The sequence below is a fragment of the Candidatus Microthrix parvicella Bio17-1 genome (assembly GCF_000299415.1).
Taxonomy (GTDB): domain Bacteria; phylum Actinomycetota; class Acidimicrobiia; order Acidimicrobiales; family Microtrichaceae; genus Microthrix; species Microthrix parvicella.
On sequence record NZ_AMPG01000003.1, the window covers coordinates 140,989 to 157,495 of the forward strand.

Genomic DNA, 16,507 nt, shown 5'->3' on the forward strand with positions numbered 1-16,507 from the left:
CGGTGTCTCAACTCGGTTGAGTTCGGCCCCGTGCGGGCCAGGCCGTCGGGAACGGCTCAGTTAAGACCTTCCTCGGCGAGGTAGTCCTTGGCGATGTCCTCGGCGTCGTCCTTGTCGATGTCGAAGCGCTTGTTGAGGTCCACCAGCTTGTCGGTGGTGAGCGTCCCCGACACCTCGTCCACGGTGGAGGCCAGATCTTTGCCGCCGGCGTCGGCCAGCTTGGTTGACGCCACCGGAATGATGTTGTCGGCCTTCAAGAGCCCCTTGTCGTCCTTGAGGACCACCCAGTCGTTGGCAGCGATGGCACCATCGCTGCTGAACAGCACGGCAACATCGATGTTGCCGTCCTTCAGCGCCCGCTTGGTGTTGGGACCCCCGCCATCGAGCGGGGTGAAGTTCTTCGACAGGTCAACGCCGTAGACGTCCTTCAACCCGGCGAGACAGTTGGGGTTGGTGGGGCAGTCCTGAGGGCCACCCAGCTTGAGGTCGGCGGTCAGGTCGCCGATGGAACTCAGGTTCTTGGCCTCTGCCGTCGCTTTGGTGACCACGAAGGTGTTGGTGTTGACCGCTTCGGTGGGCTCGAAGGCGGTGAGGTTGACCTTCTTCAACTGTGGGGTGAGCGCATCGACCGTCTCGCCCACATCGCTGGTGGCTTCACCGGCGTTGTCGTTGAGGAACTCCAGGAGTGAGGCGGCGTATTCGGGGGTGAAGTTGATGTCGCCCGATTCGAAGCCGGTGAGGACCAGGTCGCGGAAGCCGCCCAATTCCTGATACTTCACCTTGTAGCCGTTGGCCTCCAGGTGCTGACCATAGATTTCCGACACCACCTTGGACTCACCAAAGTCCTGGATCCCGATCTTGACCTCGGGCTTCTCTGCGTCGGGAGCCGACGCCGAGTCGTCGTTGCCGCAACCAGCGGTGACCGCCATCAACGCCAGCGAGGCCAGGCCCGCTCCAATGCGCCATTTCAAACGGTGTGTACTCATATCATCGCCCTTTCGGTTGGGTATCGAAACAAGATAGTCAGGTGCTCGCTGCTGACGAGAGCCCTGGCCGGTTCATTGTGATCGTGGGCGTTGCCAGCGCGAGGCGCGATGGGCGGCGGCTCCAACGACGCCGTCCGCCAGGAGGGCCAGGGCGATCACCAGCACCGACCCACCCAGCAACTTGCCGCGGTCCGGCTGGAGGCGACCCTCCTCGATGAACGAGCCCAGTGCCACGAAACCTACGAGTGCCCCGAGGGTGGCGGTGGCGACCACCTGGAGGGCGGCGATGCGCACGCCGGTCAGAATCAGCGGCATCGCCAACGGGATCTCCACCTGGCGTAACAACTCAAAGTCCTCAAACCCCAAGCCGACGGCGGCGCTGCGAACCCCGGGGTCGACGCCGCGAATGCCGGTGAAGGTGTTGGTGAACATCGGGGGGATGGCCAGGGCCACCATGGCGATCAGCGTGGGCCAGAACCCGATGCCCACGGCCACGGTGGCCAGACCGAGGAGCGCCAGGGTGGGGATGGCCCTGCCGGCGTTGGCCACCGCCGAGGCGAGCGCCGCCCCGCGGTTTCGGTGCCCCAACCAAAGCCCCGCCGGGATGGCGATGATGGCGGCCACCCCCATCGACAAGACGGAGACGTACAGGTGGGCGACGGCCCGCTGGGGGATACCGGCCGTACCCGACCACGAGCCCGACGCGCTGAAAAAATCGATCAGGTCATGCACGACTTTGGTCCGTTCCCGAGTTTGCAGCAACCGCGCCGTCGGCCAACTCGCCGGTGAGCCCAGGCGAGGCCGATCGCCCGCGGTCCACCCTGTTCCAAGGGGCCAGATAGCGCTGGAGGACACTGAACATGGCGTCGGCGGCCACCGCCAGCATGAGCGAAAGCACCGAGCCCAGCACCAACGGCGTGGGGAAGTCCCGGTTGAGTCCGTCGGTGATGAACGCGCCGTAGCCCCCAAAACCGACGGCCGAGGCAACGGTGACCAGGCCGATGGTGGTCACGGTGGCGATGCGGAGCCCCGCCACGATCGTGGGCACCGCCAAAGGGAGGTCCACCCGCAGAAATCGTTGCGTCGGGGTGTAGCCCAGCGCGTCGGCGGCGGCCCGGGCTGCGGGCGGTACCCCATCCAGCCCGGCGATGACGTTTCGCACCAGGGTGGACAGTGTGTACGCAATCAGCGCAATCTCGGCGGTGGCGATTGAAAACCCGGTGAACGGGATGAGCAGACCGAAGAAGGCCAGGCTGGGAATCGCGTAGAGCGCACCCGAGACCCACCCAATGGGGGTGGCCGTCCAGCGGTAGCGCACGGCCAGCAGGCCGAGCGCCAACGAGATCACCAGGCCAACGCTGACCGCAATCACGGTGAGCTCGAGGTGTTCCAAGGTGCGCCGCAGCACATCGTCGAGGTGGTTGCCCACCCAGTCCCAGCGGAAGAGTGGCTCCCCGGCATCCGGCTGCTGCGTCGGCATCGTGATGCTCACCGCTCGCCTGTAGCTGGGCTGTTGCCGCCTGCGGCGGTGACCAGTTGGTCGAAACCCAGCTCGCCTCGGGGTTGTCCGTCGGTGGTGACCACCACGGTGGCAGCGCCCGATTCCAACAGCAGGTCCAGTGCCTCGCGTGCCGAGGCCGACCCTTCCAGTTGGGGTCCCTTCGATCCGTTCAAGGGAGCCAGCATCAGCTCGTGCACCGGCACCAGGCCCAAGCCGCGCAGTGCCCGCTCGCCGCCAAGAAAGCTGGTGACGTATTCGCTGGCGGGATTCTTCAGCAGTTCCGATGGTGGTCCGGCCTGGGCGACGCGCCCGCCGGCGGACATCAACACGATGGTGTCGCCCAGCTTGAGTGCCTCGTCCACGTCGTGGGTGACGATCACAATCGTGGTGCCCAGCCTGTCGTGGATCTCCAGCAGCTCGTCCTGAAGCCGGCCGCGCACAATGGGGTCGACCGCCGAGTAGGGCTCGTCCATCAACAAGATGGGCGGATCGGCGGCCAGCGCTCGTGCCACACCCACCCGCTGCTGCTGACCGCCGGACAACTCGGCCGGGTATCGGTCCAACAACACCGGGTCGAGCTCCAACAGTTCGCCCAGTTCGCTCACCCGGTTGGCGATGGTTGTGACGTCCCACCCCAGCAGGCGTGGCACCGTCGCAATGTTGTCGGCGATCGACCGGTGGGGAAACAGCCCGACGTCTTGGATCACGTAGCCGATACCCCGTCGGAGTTCGGCGACCGGCTTGGCGCCGATGTCGACCCCGCCAACCTCGATCCGACCGGCCGTCGGTTCCTCCAGCCGGTTGATCATCCGCAGCGTGGTGGTCTTGCCGCATCCTGAAGGACCGAGCAACACCAGCAGTTCGCCGGCGTCGATGGACAGGTCCAACGAATCGACGGCGGGGGCTGCCGCTCCGGGGAAGGTCTTGGTAACGCCCTCAAGCGTGATGGCGGCGGACGGGGTAGGGCTCATGTGGGCCGGTCCTCATCTGTGACGGTTCTCGGCGCAGTCGGGACGTGCGCTGAGGCGTTGCCCCGGAGGAGCGCCGCCTTCCCAGACTAACCGCGGCTCGCCTTGCGATGGCTCGGTCCGGTGTCGTGGGCTGATCGACGAGTATGCGGTTTACACCGCTGCGGAGGGGGTATGAAGGCACAAGGTTCCCGGGGAGATTTCATGCCGAGGCTGGAACAAGTCGGACACCATCCGGGTTTACACGGTCGCTGGTTGATATTTAGCACTAAAACAGCTACCGTGGTCCCCGGCGACTCCGGAACCAGCCCCACTCCAACCGACACCATTCCGGTTACCGCTTTCAAGGAGGCGACGTGCGAACCACTCACACCACGAACGCAGGCGGCGAGGCGCTGACCCGCCGTCACGACCGGCAGACGAACCGACGGACCGAGCGCAGCCGTCCGAACAGCGCCTCAGATCCGGTGGCGGCCTACCTCGACGAAATCGGTCGCTACGACCTTCTGACCCCGGCGGGGGAGCGAGAGTTGGCCTCCGCCATCGAGGATGGACGTCTGGCGGCGGCATCGCTCGATTCCGATGCGGAACTCAGCCGGGGGGAGCGGGCCCGTCTGCGGGCCAAGGTGCGGTCCGGTGAACGGGCCCGCCAAGACTTCATCAACGCCAACCTGCGTCTGGTGGTGTCGGTCGCCAAGCGCTATCAGGCGTCCGGGTTGCCGCTGCTGGACCTGGTGCAGGAAGGCAACCTGGGCCTGATCCGTGCGGTGGAGAAGTTCGATCACCACAAGGGCTTCCGGTTCTCCACCTATGGGGTGTGGTGGATCCGCCAGTTCATCGCCCGTGGCATCGCCGCCACCCGAACCACGGTGCGGCTGCCGTCGCGCACCAACGACGACCTGCTGCGCATGCGTGAGGCCCAAAACCAGATGGAGCAGTCCCTGGGGCGTCCTCCCGGTGTGCCCGAACTGGCCGAAGCGCTCGACCTTCCGGAGGACCGGGTGCTCGACCTGATGCGGGTCGGGGCCGATCCCATCTCGCTGTCGGCCAACGTCGGCGAGGATGGCGGGGCGGAACTGGGTGACTTCCTGGCCGATCCCGACGCCCAGGCCGAGGTCGACAACGTGGGGGCGCGCCTGTTGCCCCACGAGTTGGAGGCCCTGTTGACGGTGCTGGACCAGCGCGAACGTCGCATCATCGAACTGCGCTACGGCATGGACGGCGACGAGCCACGCAGCGTCGTGGAGGTTGCGGACGAGCTGGATTTGTCCCGTGAACGGATCCGTCAGCTGGAGCATCGAGCCCTGGCCAAGCTCACCCATCCATCGTGGCGTGCGATGCGGAAGCTCTCGAGCATCGCATGAGTGGCGGGGATCACCCCGAGACGCTTCTCACCCTGCCCGCCGCCGCCGAACTGGCGGGCGTCCACTACATGACCGCCTATCGGTGGGTGCGCACGTCCCGGCTGAAGGCCCAAAAGTCGGGCGGCGTGTGGATGGTGCGCCTCGGTGACCTGATGGAGTTGACGGACGCGAAGGGCACCCCCGAGGTCGGTGCGTCATCCGGGACTCAACGGCCCGGCGGTTGCACCAGCACCCGCATCGGGCCGATGACCGAGGCGCTCCTACGTGGCGACCAGGGCGGCGCCTGGCTGTTGGTGGAGGAGTCTCGTCGGGCGGGAGTCGATCCGGTGGACGTGCTGTGCGAGGTGCTCGAGCCGGCCATGGTCGAGATCGGCCGCCGTTGGCGGCGTGGCGAGACCAGCATCGGCGCCGAGCACCGTGCCACCGGCGTCGCCACGCGGTTGGTGGCACGCCTGGGCTCCACCGTCACCCGGCCCGGCCGAAGTCGGGGCCACGTGGTGGTCGGCGCCGTCGAGGGCAACCGACACGGCCTCGGCCCGGCAGTGCTGGCCGACGCGTTTCGGGCCGTGGGCTTTGACGTGTGCGACCTGGGCGCCGATGTGCCGTTCGACGAGTTCGTCGAGATCGCCTCGACCACCCGGCCACTCACGGGTCTGTGCCTCAGCGTGGCCGACGCAACAGACCTCGCCGGCGTGCAACAGGCCATCGCCAGGGTGAGGGCGGTCAGCGACGCCGTCGTGCTGGTGGGGGGCGCCGGCGTGCCGGACCAGGACTGGGCAACCGAGGTGGGTGCCGACGGCTGGTGCGCTGACGCCCGGGGCGCCCCCGAGTTGCTGGAACGGTGCACCACCCGCCCGTCGCAGCGCGGTGATCAACCCGTGCAGAGGCGCCGCCAGGCGGCGCTGAGCTAGAACACTGCCATGGTTGAACCCGCTGTAATGGTGACCGTGCCCGGGCCCATGCTGGAGCTGGCCGTGGCGACGGCCGTTGGCGACGGCGTCTCGCTGGGCACGGTGGTGCGCACGATCGCGCTGCCCATGATCGACGATCTGAAGGTTGGTCTGACCGTCGAGGTGGTCGGCGCCACGTTCGACCTGGTGGCACGCAACGACTCACGGGTACCGATCCGGGTGCGGGGCCGCGTCACCGTGGCTCAGCCCAACGGCGAACCGCTGCCCCTGTCGCTGCCACCGCTGGACATCGAGGTGTCGGCGCTGGTTGAGGTGCAGATGGACCTCGGCGTCGACCAGATTCGTGTGGTGGTCGACCTGCCCGGGGTCGAGTTTCTGGGCGCGACCGTGGTGGGTGTGGAGGGGGCTTCTCCCATCGACCCGATGGCGCAAATGGCCCGGATGGCGCTTGCCGAAACCGGCGACACACTGTTCAACGCGCTCGGTCAGGATATGGGGCCGGTGGGCATCGACCTCACCGGTATCCCGGTTGCCGAGCTGGGGCTCACCCCCGGCCGAGCCGAGATCCGCAGCACCGACGGTGCCCTGACCGTTGCGGTCGGTGGGGTCACCGGAAAGGTGGCCAGCGCCCACCGGGCACCACCATCGAGGGATGACCGCATCGGCGTGTCCATCGACGCCGACCTTCTCGGCCCGATCCTCTCGTTTCTCGGCAACCGGGCCTTGGGCGGGGTTCCCACCCCGTTCGACCTCAACCTGATCGCCACGCCCGGTTCGATCTCCGTGGGCGTGCGCAACTCCCGGGTGCTCGGTCCGCCCATGCCCGACCTGCGCACCGGGTTGCGCACCGACGTGCACCTCAGTCGACGGGACGATCATGTGGAACTGCGCCTGGCCGGGGCCTGGCTGGAATTGCCCGGCCCGCTGGGGGTGTTCAACGGCATCGGCCGGGCTGCGTCCACCTTGGGGGCGTCGTTGGTGCCCATCGTGGCCAGGCTGCCCTTGTCCTATCCCGTGCCCAACGTGGACGAGTTGGTCGTCCGGATTGCATCCCTGGCGGTGGGCAAGGACCGGATTGATGCACAGGTCGAGCTCGTCGAGCAGAACGTCGTGCTTGTCGAGCAGGCCGTCTGAGCTCTCGTCATCCGATCGGGCGTCCCGTTCCGAAGAAGACACGGAGCCTGTCGCGCAATCGCCGCTCAGCCACATCGCCACATCGCAACAGAAGAGGGAACAACACCTATGAACGTTGGAACCAAGGTTTCGGACTTCACCGCACCCGATCAGGCCGGCGAACAACGGTCGTTGTCGTCGCTCCTTGCCAATGGGCCGGTGGTGTTGTTCTTCTACCCAAAGGCGATGACCAGCGGCTGTACAGCGGAAAGCTGTCACTTCCGGGACCTGGGGTCGGAGTTTGAGGCCGTTGGTGCGCAGCGGGTGGGCATCTCGGCTGACTCCCCGGAGAAGCAGGCCAAGTTCGATCAGAAGAACACGCTGGGCTATCCGCTGCTCTCGGATGCCGACCGGGCCATCGCCAAGGAACTGGGTGCCAAGCGCCCGGGGCCACTGTGGAACAAGCGGTCCACGTTTGTCATCGACACCGACCGCACCCTGCTGGCCGAGATCAGCTCCGAAACCAACATGAACACGCACGCCGACGAGGCGCTCGAGGTGTTGCGGAAACGCTCGTCGGGAACTCCAGGGACATGACCGCCGGCTCCCCCAAAGAAGTTGTCCGCCGGGTGGCCGACGGAATCCTCGAGGCCACCGTGATTGGCAGCTTCACCGAGATCGGCCCGATGGTGCGGTCCCGCCTTTTTGGTTGGAATCCCCCGGACCGTCTCGATGGCCGCGTGGTGGTGATCACCGGCGGCACCTCAGGAATCGGCCGGGCGATGGCCGAAGGGGCGTTCGAGCGCGGCGCCACCGTGGAGTTGATCGGCCGCAACGCCGAGCGTGGCTATGGCATCGTCGCCGCGATGACGGCCGGTCTCGCCGCCGGTCAACCGGCCCCACGGTTTCGTCGTTGCGACATCGGCGACCTTGACGACGTGGGTGCGCTCGCCGCCGACCTGATGGCCGATCATCCCCAGATCGACGTGTTGGCCCACGTGGCGGGGGCGATCGTCGCCGAACGCACCGAGTCGGCTCAGGGCATTGAGGCAACCTGGGCTTCGATGGTGGTGGGTCCGTTTCTGCTCACCGAGTTGCTCCGCCCCAGGCTCGGCCGTGCCGCCCCCGGCAGGGTGATCTGGATGACATCAGGGGGCATGTACCTGCGCAGCCACTCCGACGACGAGCAGTGGCTCGACCGTCCCTACAACGGCACGTTTGCCTACGCCGAGGCCAAGCGGGCGCAGGTGGATCTGGTCGCGGAGTTTGCCAGGCAGTGGCCGGCCGACGAGGTGGTCAGCCACGCCACACATCCGGGCTGGGTGGACACGCCCGGCGTGACCGAACAGCTGGCGGCGTTCTCCAAGGTGATGGGCCCGATCTTGCGCACCCCCGCCCACGGGGCTGACACGGCATTGTGGCTGGCAGCCGCCCCCGAGGCGCTGGACCACTCCGGCGAGTTGTGGTTGGACCGCCAAATCCGAAGCGATGTCCGGGTGCCCGGCACCCACACCTCCGATCTCGACCGGGCCCGGCTGTGGGCCAAGGTGGCTCAGCAGGCCCATTCCGGCGGTGCGGCCTGATTCATCGGCCGACTTCGATCGTTGACGGTAGTTTGAATACCATCTCCCGATGACGTAGCCGGAGAACCCCAAAGCCGATCCCCAGATGGTCGTGGGACCCACCGGAACAGACCGAACCGGAACCGTCCGGTGACGAGATGGGTGCCGGCCAAGGGGCGTACGTTCCAAACCTGAGCGATGGTGTGTTTGAGCTGCGGCCCACCGGCGCCATTGCGCCGGGTATTGCGTGGACCCTTGCCGTTCTGGCCCTCCTCGGTGCCGGGGCCGGGTACCTGGGGTTCACCACGGGCCTGGGTTTCGTCGGCGGTGTGAGCCTGATTCAGGTCGGCGTGTTGGTCACGGCGTGACCACCAAGGTGCTGGCAGCAGCCTCGCCCCTCGCCGGTCAGGCGACCTTTGGGTCGGGACTCGTTTTTGGGGCGGCCGCCACCGTGGTTGGCCTGATTGGAATCGCCAAGGCCCGGGACGGAATGTTGGTCACCCCGGCCCCGCCCATGCCGTCGTTGGTTGGACTGCTGGGTGGTTTGGGTGGGCTGCTCTTCGCCGCGGCGGTGGGGCTGTTGGTTTCCTCCGCGGGTATCACGTGGCCGGCACTCAACGACCACTCCCGGTCGTCGGTCGACGTCAACGTTCCCGGGTCGAGCGACGGCCCCTTCGCAGGTCCCACGACGATCATCTCCACCGACGGTCTGGGCCCGTCCTTCGCCGACGGTGGATCCTGCGAGGCCCGATTCGCAGCCGGTCAAGCCGGCTGAGGCTGCCTGCGCCATGATGTGAGGGTGGGAAACAACCTCTCAAACGAAACACCCCTGCCGCAGATCGATTTGCTGAACGGCAACCTGTATGCCGCAAATCCGGAGCCCACCTATCGGTGGCTTCGGGATGAGGCCCCGATCTACTGGGACGACATCAACAACTTGTGGGGCATCAGTCGCTACGCGGACGTTGCGTTGGTCGACCGGGACTCCGAGCGGTACTCCAGCCTGGGTGCGTTCCGGCCGCTGAGCGTTCGAGATCCCGAGTTGAACCCGTCGATGATCAACTTCGACGATCCGCGCCATCAGGATCACCGGCGGTTGATCCACCGACGCTTCACGCCGAGGGCGGTCGCCCGCCGCCAGGAACGCATCGATGAGGTGATCGATCAATTGATCAGCGAGGTCGAACGCCGCATCGCCGCGAGCGAGGAGGTGGATGCCGTCGAGCACCTGGCGGCACCCCTGCCCGCCATGATGATTGCCGAGGACCTGGGTTTTGGCGCCGAGCGCTGGCGCGACATCAAGCGCTGGTCCGAGGTGACCGTGCCGCTTGGTGGCGGCGACCGCTACATGACCGAGGAGGGCGCCAACTGCGCGTTCGAGGTGGCGATCGCCACCTCCGAGCTCATCGAGGCCCGCCGAGCCAATCCCACCGACGACCTGGTGTCGGTGTGGACCCAGGCCGAAGTGGCCGGTCGCCCGATGAACGACGGTGAAATCGTCGCCGAGTGCCTCTTGGTGATCGATGGCGGCGCCGAGACCACCCGCACCGTGCTGGCCAACACGCTGTGGGCGTTGGCGGTTCACACCGACCAGCGCGACCTGTTGCGTGAGCAACCCGACTTGATCGATGGCCCGGCGGTTGAGGAGTTCATCCGCTGGACCACCCCGATCCTCAACATGTCCCGGGTGGTCACCGAGGATCACGAGCTGGGCGGGCAAAAGCTGAGCGCAGGGGAGATGGTGCTGTTGATGTACTCCTCGGCCAACCGCGACGAGCGGGTGTTCGACGAGCCCCAGCGGTTCGATGTGACCCGGCAGCACAACAACCACATTGCATTCGGGCTGGGTACCCACTTCTGCCTGGGCGCCAGCCTGGCCCGTACCGAGATCCGCTCGATGATCGGGCAGGTACTCAAGCGGCTGCCCGACTGGTCGCTCAGCGACGAGGCGCCGCCCCGCTACGTGCCGGGAGCGTTCGTGCGCGGCGTCGAGCACTACCAGCTGGTGTTCTGAGTCCGCTGAACCTCCTTATTCTCTCCCTGACCCGACCGGAGCCACCGACGTGAGCAGTTCCCCCGCCGAGCCGTTGTTCGATCCAACCGACCGGTTCTGGGAGGACCCGTCGCTGACCGAGCGCAACCGTCTTCGGTCCCGGCCGCCCCTGGCATCCCACGGCCGGATCGAGGCGGCCCGTGCTGCTCCGAGCCTGTGGCAGGCAGTCCGGCTGAACGCCGACGAGCCGGGCGGTCGTTTCGCCAGGTCACTCGACGGCGAGTGGGGCTTTGCCCACTTCGATCGTCCCGAGGCCGTCCCTGCAAGCGCTGTTGCGAACCCGGTGGTCGCGGGTGCCACCGAGGCGCCCATTGAGGTGCCCGGCGCATGGACGCTGCAGGGCTGGGACTCACCGATCTACACCAACGTGCAGATGCCGTTCCCGGGCAAGGCGCCCCTGGTGCCTGCCGACAACCCAACCGGGGTGTATCGGCGCACGCTGGAGGTGGACGTCGACTGGGCGGGGCGTGACGTCATTCTCAGCCTTGGGGGCGCCGAAAGCCTGGCCGTCGTCTACCTCGACGGGGTGTTCGTCGGCTTGGGCACCGACAGCCGGCTGGGCTCGGAGTTCGATCTCACGCCGTTCGTGGAGGTGGGCCGTTCGCATCTACTGGCCGTTGTGGTCATCCGCTGGTCGGCGGCCACCTGGATCGAGGACCAGGATCAGTGGTGGCACGGTGGCATCCAAGGGTCGGTCACGCTGTGGTCCCGTCCGGCGGTGCACCTTGACGACGTCGGCATGGTGCCCGGCCTGGCAGTTGACGGCACCACCGGCACCCTCAACGTCGATATCACCATCGGCGGCGACCTCGGCGGCGACCTCGGCGGCGACCTCGGCGGCGACCTCGGCGGCGGTCTGGCCGACGGTTCAACCGATGGCGCCAACGGTCCCGCCGAGGCCGGAGGTGCCGGCCCGGGTGATCCGCAGGTCACCCGGATCCTGCCGGCCTCCCGGTGGTGGGTGGGTGTTTCGGTCGAGCAGCTCGCCGGCACGGCGCTCCTCGAGTCCGAGCCGGTGGAGGTGACGGCCTTCGACGAGGCCAACGCCCTGGCCCGACTGCTCGCCTCGGACACCTGGCCAGGCCAGATGGTGCGCACCTCGTTGGAGGTGCCCGGCATCGAGGCCTGGAGTGACGAGCGCCCGACGCGCTACCGGGTGCTGGTGCAGCTGTGGCAAACCGCGTCCGATGCGGGCCCGCCCGACAGCGCTGTCGAACCGATCGAGGTGGCGGCGGTGCTCACCGGGTTCCGCTCGGTCGAGGTTGGTGGCCGCGAGCTGCGGATCAACGGCGCTGCCCCGCTGATCCGGGGGGTCAACCGGCACGAGCACAGCCCGACCCGGGGTCGCTACGTCGACCCGGAGACCACCTGGTTCGAGCTGTGCCTGGCCAAGCGGCTCAACGTCAACGCCGTCCGCACCGCCCATGCCCCGGCCGCCCCCTGGTTCTACGACTTCTGCGACGAGCTCGGTCTGTACGTCGTCGACGAGACCAACGTCGAGAGCCACGGCCGCCAGGTGTCACTGACCACCCAGCCCGGCTTCACCGGAGCCGTGATCGAGCGTGGGCTTCGCATGGCGGGCCGCGATCGCAACCATCCGTGCGTGATCGTGTGGTCGCTGGGTAACGAGGCGGGGGAGGGCCCCGCCCACCACGGCCTCGCCGGAGCGCTTCGTTACCTCGATCCCAGCCGGCCGCTCAGCTACGAGGGGCCGATCATGTTCGACCTCGACGCCGACAACCCGGTGAGCGACCTGGTGGCGCCCATGTACCGCTCGGTTGAGGAGATCACCGCGTGGGCGAAGAGTCGCAAAGATCGCCGCCGACCGCTGATCCTGTGCGAGTACTCCCATGCGATGGGTAACTCCAACGGTGGGCTCGACGACTACTGGCGGGCCTTCCGCACCCATCACGGGTTGCAGGGTGGGTTCGTTTGGGAGTGGCGTGACCACGGTCTGGTCCGAGGCAATCACTCGTCGGCTTCCGCCGAGCATCCGGCGGGCGACGGTGGAATTCGCCGGCACTCCAATCATTTGTCGGCTTCCGCCGAGCATCCGGCGGGCGACGGCGAGACCCGCTGGGGCTACGGCGGTGACTTCGGTGAGCAGCGCCACGACGGCAACTTCGTCTTCGACGGTCTGCTGGGCCCCGACCTCGTGCCCCATCCGGCCTGTATCGAGCTGGCCCATCTGCAACGGTCGCTGCACCTTGAGGGCGTGGACGTGCGGCTCGGGCACCTGCGGTTGCACAACGAGCGCAGCTTCACCGACACCTCTGACGTGGTTGGCACCTGGCAGCTGGTGGCCGACGGTGTTGGTGTGGCCGGCGGAACCTGGGATGTACCGCAGGTTGAACCGGGGAGTGAGGCCAAGGTGACGGTCCCGGTGCCCCCCGACCTGACCCGGTGGTCCGGTCAGGAGCTGGCTCTCACTGCAGAACTCGCCTTGGCCACGTCGACGTCGTGGGGGCCCGAGGGCCACGTGGTGGCCAGACACCAGTTTGAGTTACCGGCCGAAACGGCGCCGCGGCGCCACGGTGCCGTCACGACGGGCTCAGCCGAGGTGCTCTGCGAGCGGATGGATGATCGTTGGTCGCTCGGAGACGGATCGTGGGGCCTGGACGTCGACCGGCACCTCGGGGTGGTCGGGCTCTCACGCTCGGGACATCCGTTGTTTGTCAATCGACCGGGGCACAGCCTGTGGCGGGCACCGATCGACAACGATGGCATGAAAACCGCCTGGATGAGCGGGTTCGGCCATCAGGACAGATGGCGCCAGGTTGGGTTGGACTCGGTGGATGGCCCCCAGACTCGACGCCTCGACCGGGTGACGGTGCGACGACGCGAGGACGGGGTTGCTGCGGTGCTGACAGGGGTGTTGGTCCCCCGGCGCCAAGACGGTGGTGATGGGCCCGAGCCACCCGAGTGCCCGATCACCGAACGTTGGTGGCTGCGAGGTGACGGAACCATCTCGATTGATGTCACCTGGCGGCTGCCGGAGGAACTGGCCGATCCGCCCAGAATCGGCCTCGTGCTGGCGCTCGACCCGTCGTTCGACCAGTTGGAGAGCTCTGGGCTGGGCCCCCATGAGTGTCCGCCCGACCGGATCGAGGGCGCCGTGCTCGGGCGGTACAGGCGGAGGGCGTCCGAGGAACGCTGCCCCTATGTCGTTCCTCAGTGCTTCGGTCAACGCGCTGGCACCCGCTGGTTGTCAGCTGCTGCACCCGACCGGGGGACGTGGATCATCACCGGCGAGCAACCGTTCGTACACACCGCCCACCGCTATTCCGAGGGCCAACTCACCCGGGCCCTCCACGCCGATGCGCTCGAGCAGGAGAACTCGGTGTTCGTACATCTCGATGCAGCCCATCGTGGCGTCGGCACCGCCTCTTGCGGTCCGGACACGGCCGCCCGTCACCGCATCGCGGCCGGCACCCACCGTCTGGGTTTGACGCTCTCCTGGTTAGCGCCGTTCACCGAAAATCCCGGACACGACATGTGATCGTCCGGAGACCCTCAAACGGGGCAGTCGGTGCTGGAACATGCTCGAATCAAGCCCCGTTCAAATCGTCGCCGACTTTGTCTGACGGTGGCTAGATGACGGGGGGCGTTGAGGGGGCGCCGTCGCTCGAACCGGCCGCGTCCAGCGCGCGTTGGGTCTGGACGAATCCCAGCATGCGGTATGCCTCGAAGTCTCGGTGGTCCATCAGCTGGTACCCGGTGGAAATATCGGGGAAGTCAGCGTTCTGTTCCGCGTAAGAATGCACGTCCCACGGCGCATCCCCGATCAACGCCGCCTCGATGACCGTGATCTTCCCGGGGATGCGATCACCATCTGGTGTTTGCGATGGGTAGGAGAACGTTCCGGTCACGAACGACCTCGGGGCCGTCGCTACCGACTCCCCATCCCGCAGCAAGCGACGTTCCCGACGGCAGGGCTTCTTTGGGCTCCGCAACGGTTCAAGCTCAAGGTCGAACTCCACGCCTAGCTCTTCACGGGCCAGCGCTATGGCCTGGGCCAGGGTCTCAAATGAGCTCGTTCCATCCCCAGCAGCGCTGATCATCCAAATCTCGCAGCAGCCCCGACGCAACAGCTCCACCAATCCAAGATTCTCCCAATGCCCACCGTCGGTCAGGTAAATGAACCGGGCAGTCCGGTCGTAGAACCCGGTGAACTCACGGAGGTACCAGGGCCATTTCGCCGTCCAGAGTTTCCGGCGGAGGCCCATTGCTGCTGGCCGGCCCTGGAGGAGCATGGGGTTCGGCACCCAAACCCCAAGGCGAAGGTTCAGCACGGCCATCAGGCGGCCCTGGTTTTGTACGGAGTTCTTGCCCATCGCCGGCGAGAATGCTGCACCTGACATTGCGATGGTGCTGCCGACATCGACGTCAGCCAGATCCCCGGCGATATCCAGATACTCTCTCGTGCGCATCCAGCCGACTTCCGGACCTCCGATCCAGGACCGAGAGAAGGTAAACGAACCTCCCGCCCGACCAGGAGCGGCCTCACCGCTGCCACGAATGTTCGCTGTCGTGCAAACCACCCACTCCGTAGCCGGGTCGCTCGACGAGGAACTGGGCATCCCAACTTCGGTCCACTTCCAGCTCTTCTTCAATCGAGGAGTCACGGAACGATCCGACGGGGAGCCCGGATTTGCCTGCATCAAATACGCACGGTTCAGCCTGCCGCCGTACACCGAAAAGAGCGACCATGCATGAGCTGACGGTCCGCATACCCACCCCAGGAGGAGGACGCCAAGTGCGATCAGCCACCTTGTCCAGCTCGGGAGATAGACGTTGAAGAGCTCGCCCGTCGCTCCGGCGAGTCGGCCGCTCGGCCCATTGGCCACCGCCACATTGCCGATGGTGGCCAAGAGCACCAGTGCCACAGCGAACGCAACTGCGCCGACCAAGGCATCCAGTATGCGTGAACCACCTCGGATGCCGCTCAAACCACCGAGCGCCTTTGTTGCGGGCTGGAAGTAGCGACCAAGCGCCGCCGCGGTTGCCAGCAATGCCGGCAGCCAAACTGCCGACCCAGAACCACCGGCCGGACCGCTGGGCAGGTTGCCCACGGCGTTGGGTACGGCCTGGATGAACCATGGGAAACCCACGAGCACCAGGAAGGTCCAGACAGCCCCGAGCGCCAAGGCGCTCGGAATATCATGCCCGTCGGCAACGAGTTTCGAGCGCTGCAGGCGACGAGCGAGGCGCGGCCACGCTGTAACAATCCAGGCAATGCCCCCCAACAACAGTTCGGCCACTCCAGCAACGACCATCCACGTCTCGATGGAAAGCGGTTCGCGGCCTGATGTTCCGGAGTGCTGCTCCAGGAGTGGTTGTTGGTCTATCGACACAGCCCGCTTCACTGAGTCCTCAGTTCGCACCGATGGCGGGCCTGCGCTTGATCCTTCCAACGCTCCAATCGAAACTGACGGCTCTGCCGCAACGACGACCGACGGGACTTCCTGGTCGCCCGTGTGATGCTCGCCGATGATGCCATCGCCGAGAATGAGTGAGGGCTGGCGGACCACCTCAAGACCGCCATCGTTCGACTCGGCCACCACGGCGTCCGTGACGTAGAGGCCAGCCTGGGGGCTGCGGATCCTCAGAAAGCTCAAAATGCTCCAACACAGCGTGCCAGGTGGGCAAGGAGCCAACGAACGTTCCGTGGGTACGTCCGCCGCCTGCGGTGCCGTGCGAACCGTTCCCCACGTCGGCTTCAACGAAACGAGATAGCCCGGCCCGTCCGTCGCGAGGCCATCATTTCCGCCCTTCGCTGGGGGTAGCGGTACCGCTGCCGAATAGGTGACCTTCGCAACGCTCACCTCAGGCTGGTCGGTGATGTCAAGTATCGGGGTGCGTGCATCCAGTTCGGGGTGAGAAAGCCCGATGGCCCACCCCAAGGGCAGGACGATGATGGATGCCACAGCCAGCAGGATCAGCAGATTGACAACAAGTCCACCCAGCAGGGCACCGACCGCACCGGCAATCACCGAGAATGACGAGACCAGGTAGTCCGTGTGGTGACGCACCCATCGCTCTTCAGCGC

14 protein-coding genes are annotated in these 16,507 nt (G+C 66.6%); 9 read left to right on the forward strand and 5 right to left on the reverse strand.

The annotated features are described in order from the left end of the window. Positions 1-56 precede the first annotated feature (56 nt). The 4 genes from MPARV_RS0113935 to MPARV_RS0113950 all read right to left on the reverse strand — a co-directional run bounded on the left by MPARV_RS0113935 (position 57) and on the right by MPARV_RS0113950 (position 3,458). Positions 57-986, reverse strand: a complete 930-nt coding sequence (locus tag MPARV_RS0113935; protein ID WP_012227203.1) for an ABC transporter substrate-binding protein — start codon at positions 984-986, stop codon at positions 57-59. A gap of 72 nt (positions 987-1,058) precedes the next feature. Next, entirely contained in the window at positions 1,059-1,718 is a 660-nt protein-coding gene (locus MPARV_RS0113940; RefSeq protein WP_020378718.1) for an ABC transporter permease, read from the reverse strand. Next, a complete protein-coding gene (locus MPARV_RS0113945; protein WP_012227206.1) occupies positions 1,711-2,478 on the reverse strand; it encodes an ABC transporter permease in 768 nt (255 codons plus the stop codon). Before MPARV_RS0113945 ends, MPARV_RS0113940 begins: the two co-directional genes overlap by 8 nt. Further along, a complete protein-coding gene (locus tag MPARV_RS0113950) occupies positions 2,475-3,458 on the reverse strand; it encodes an ABC transporter ATP-binding protein (RefSeq protein ID WP_020378719.1) in 984 nt (327 codons plus the stop codon). The genes MPARV_RS0113945 and MPARV_RS0113950 overlap by 4 nt, the downstream gene beginning before the upstream one ends. Before the next feature lie 353 nt (positions 3,459-3,811). Here MPARV_RS0113950 and MPARV_RS0113955 point away from each other — a divergent pair, with 353 nt between their 5' ends. The 9 genes from MPARV_RS0113955 (at position 3,812) to MPARV_RS0113995 (ending at position 13,957) form a co-directional block, all read left to right on the forward strand. Then, positions 3,812-4,819 (forward strand): sigma-70 family RNA polymerase sigma factor, encoded by a 1,008-nt coding sequence (locus MPARV_RS0113955; RefSeq protein WP_012227208.1) that lies wholly within the window; start codon positions 3,812-3,814, stop codon positions 4,817-4,819. Next, a complete protein-coding gene (locus MPARV_RS22905) occupies positions 4,816-5,730 on the forward strand; it encodes a B12-binding domain-containing protein (protein ID WP_020378720.1) in 915 nt (304 codons plus the stop codon). The genes MPARV_RS0113955 and MPARV_RS22905 overlap by 4 nt, the downstream gene beginning before the upstream one ends. 9 nt (positions 5,731-5,739) lie before the next feature. Then, positions 5,740-6,864, forward strand: a complete 1,125-nt coding sequence (locus tag MPARV_RS0113965; RefSeq protein WP_157789642.1) for a hypothetical protein — start codon at positions 5,740-5,742, stop codon at positions 6,862-6,864. Between the two features lie 108 nt (positions 6,865-6,972). Next, positions 6,973-7,440 carry a peroxiredoxin gene (locus tag MPARV_RS0113970; protein WP_020378722.1) on the forward strand — a complete coding sequence of 156 codons (468 nt, stop codon included), beginning with the start codon at positions 6,973-6,975 and terminating at the stop codon, positions 7,438-7,440. Further along, complete coding sequence (locus tag MPARV_RS0113975; protein WP_020378723.1) at positions 7,437-8,426, forward strand: SDR family NAD(P)-dependent oxidoreductase; 990 nt, start codon at positions 7,437-7,439, stop codon at positions 8,424-8,426. Before MPARV_RS0113970 ends, MPARV_RS0113975 begins: the two co-directional genes overlap by 4 nt. Positions 8,427-8,563: 137 nt before the next feature. Next, on the forward strand, positions 8,564-8,773 hold the full coding sequence (locus MPARV_RS0113980) for a hypothetical protein (protein ID WP_020378724.1): 210 nt from the start codon (positions 8,564-8,566) through the stop codon (positions 8,771-8,773). Further along, entirely contained in the window at positions 8,770-9,180 is a 411-nt protein-coding gene (locus MPARV_RS0113985) for a hypothetical protein (RefSeq protein WP_020378725.1), read from the forward strand. The genes MPARV_RS0113980 and MPARV_RS0113985 overlap by 4 nt, the downstream gene beginning before the upstream one ends. Positions 9,181-9,204: 24 nt before the next feature. Then, positions 9,205-10,419 (forward strand): cytochrome P450, encoded by a 1,215-nt coding sequence (locus tag MPARV_RS0113990; protein WP_155852474.1) that lies wholly within the window; start codon positions 9,205-9,207, stop codon positions 10,417-10,419. 49 nt (positions 10,420-10,468) lie between these two features. Beyond that, complete coding sequence (locus MPARV_RS0113995) at positions 10,469-13,957, forward strand: glycoside hydrolase family 2 TIM barrel-domain containing protein (protein WP_020378726.1); 3,489 nt, start codon at positions 10,469-10,471, stop codon at positions 13,955-13,957. A 91-nt stretch (positions 13,958-14,048) separates the two neighbouring features. On the opposite strand, the gene MPARV_RS0114000 is transcribed toward MPARV_RS0113995, so the two are convergent. Further along, positions 14,049-16,490 (reverse strand): hypothetical protein, encoded by a 2,442-nt coding sequence (locus MPARV_RS0114000; protein WP_238538875.1) that lies wholly within the window; start codon positions 16,488-16,490, stop codon positions 14,049-14,051. Positions 16,491-16,507: the final 17 nt, after the last annotated feature.